Here is a 1,834-nt window from a genome sequence, read left to right as displayed (position 1 = left end):
GGCGCCGGCCTGACCGCCTGCCGGTCCACCGCCCTTGCCCCCTGCCTGCTGCGCCATGCCGGTGGCGGCCTGCATCGCCTGCTGCATCATCTGGCCGAAACCACCGCCGCCGCCACCTGCACCGGAGGCCTGCTGGGCAGCCTGCTGACCCATCTGGGTCATCTGCCCCATCACCTGTCCGATCTGTCCCACCGACTGACCGCCGGAATCGTCGGCGTTCTCATAGGCCGACTGGGCGGCCACGACCTTGCCGGAGAACATGGTCTCCTTGGCCTGCAGGGCGGCGACGTTGGCTTCCAGCGGCGCCGCCAATGTCGGCAGCACCGCCGAGATGGTCATGCTCATGGCGTCCGGACCCGGCGGCAGCATGGGCGGGGTGGGCAACTGCACCGACGCGGGATCCCAGTTGATGCCCTCGGGCTTTTCCAGCGGACTGCTCATCGGCGTCTCGCCTCCTCGAATCGGCCGGACGGATCCGTCATGTCACCAGTCGTCTCACCAGTCATCGTCGTCGTCCTCGCCGAGGTCGTACTCGAGGGCGGCCGGTGGCGCCAGCGACGAGGCCGTGCCGCCACCACCCTCGCGGTGGTGCGGCATCATGCCCATGCCGCCACCCATTCCCGCCGCGACGGGTGCCACCCCACCGCCGGTCCCGCCCGCGGCCCCCATGGGCGCGACCTGGGCGGTCGGCGAAGCGCCGACCAAGCTCGCCATCAGCGGGGTCTGAGCGCCCACTCCCCCGGAACCCGGCAACGAGGCCGCCTTCACCAGGCCCGCCCCGCTGCCGGGGCCGCTACCGCCGGCCAGTGGATGGTTGGAGAACGACGAGAACGGCATCGCGTTCATGGGGCTCGCGCCGCCGCCCTTGCCGCCGAACATCGAGGTGAGCTGTTGCAGCGGTTGCGCGAGCTGCTGCAACGGTTGCATCAGTTGCTGCGGCGCCTGAGTGATCATGCCGCCCAGCTGCTGCGGCAACTGGGCCGCCATCTGAGCCATCTGCATCATCATCTGCATGCCCTCTTGCGAACCCTTGCCGCCGGCCTGCGCCGCCTGTTCACCGCCGGGCGCGCCGGTGGGCGGCGTGGTGGCCGGCACGCCGAGGCCGTTGGCGAGTTCGGCGGCGCCGGCGTTGACGTAGGCGGTGTTCTGGGCGAGCCCCATCTTGATTCGGCTCTGGACGAGTTCGGCGGTGTTGCTCACCGGCATCGCCTGGATGGCGGTGCATTCGTTCTGCACCTCCAGCGCGGTGGCGTTGACCAGGGCCTTGGTCCTGGCCACGGCCACTTCCATGCTTCGCAGCTTCAGCGCGATCGCAGCGGCCTGCGCGGCGTTGGCCTCGTGCCCGCCGATGATGGTCGTGGCCTCGCCGGACGCGGCGGCGGCCCCGCCGCCGGTCCACTTCGCCGCCAGCGACGCCAACTGGCTCTGTTGCTGCGGTACCACCGACCCGGTCATCCTGCCGGCGAACGCCTCGTACTGCGCGGCGGCAGCCGCCAGCGCGTCCTCGTCGACGTTCGGCCACCCCGGTCCCGTGACGGTCTGCGACCCATACGGACTGACGTCGGGCTGTAGTCCCATGACACGGCTCCCCTCGCCACGCGTGTCGAGTGTTCGCCTACGACCCTACCGCCGGGCTGGGGCCCGCGGACGCAGCAATCAGCGAGCGTCGCCCCCCGAGCTGCCGTCGGCGCCCCGGGTGCCGCCGGGACCGCCTGCACCCCCCGCGCCACCGGCACCACCGGTGTTGGACGTACCCCCCGAGGCCGGTCCGCCGTTGCCGCCCTTGCCGCCCTTGCCGCCGACGGCGTGGGCGTTGCCGCCGGCGCCCCCCGCG

The 1,834-nt window shown here is 72.1% G+C and carries 1 protein-coding gene and 1 pseudogene; both read right to left on the bottom strand.

Annotated elements, in window-relative coordinates:
* Positions 1-441 (bottom strand): annotated as a pseudogene (locus tag AC30CM_RS26880) (hypothetical protein); the annotation flags it as partial.
* A gap of 54 nt (positions 442-495) precedes the next feature.
* Positions 496-1,578 carry a hypothetical protein gene (locus tag AC30CM_RS26875; protein ID WP_490119959.1) on the bottom strand — a complete coding sequence of 361 codons (1,083 nt, stop codon included), beginning with the start codon at positions 1,576-1,578 and terminating at the stop codon, positions 496-498.
* Between the last annotated feature and the right edge of the window lie 256 nt (positions 1,579-1,834).

It is taken from the genome of Mycobacterium sp. DHQP2018-32-09 (assembly GCF_058148405.1).
The sequence above is the reverse complement of the archived record's forward strand: the minus strand, read 5'-3'. Positions and strand labels throughout refer to the sequence as shown.

Excerpts from the sequence above, each read along its gene's own strand:
- AC30CM_RS26875 (WP_490119959.1), bottom strand. The coding sequence starts at position 1,578 with ATGGGACTACAGCCCGACGTCAGTCCGTATGGGTCGCAGACCGTCACG.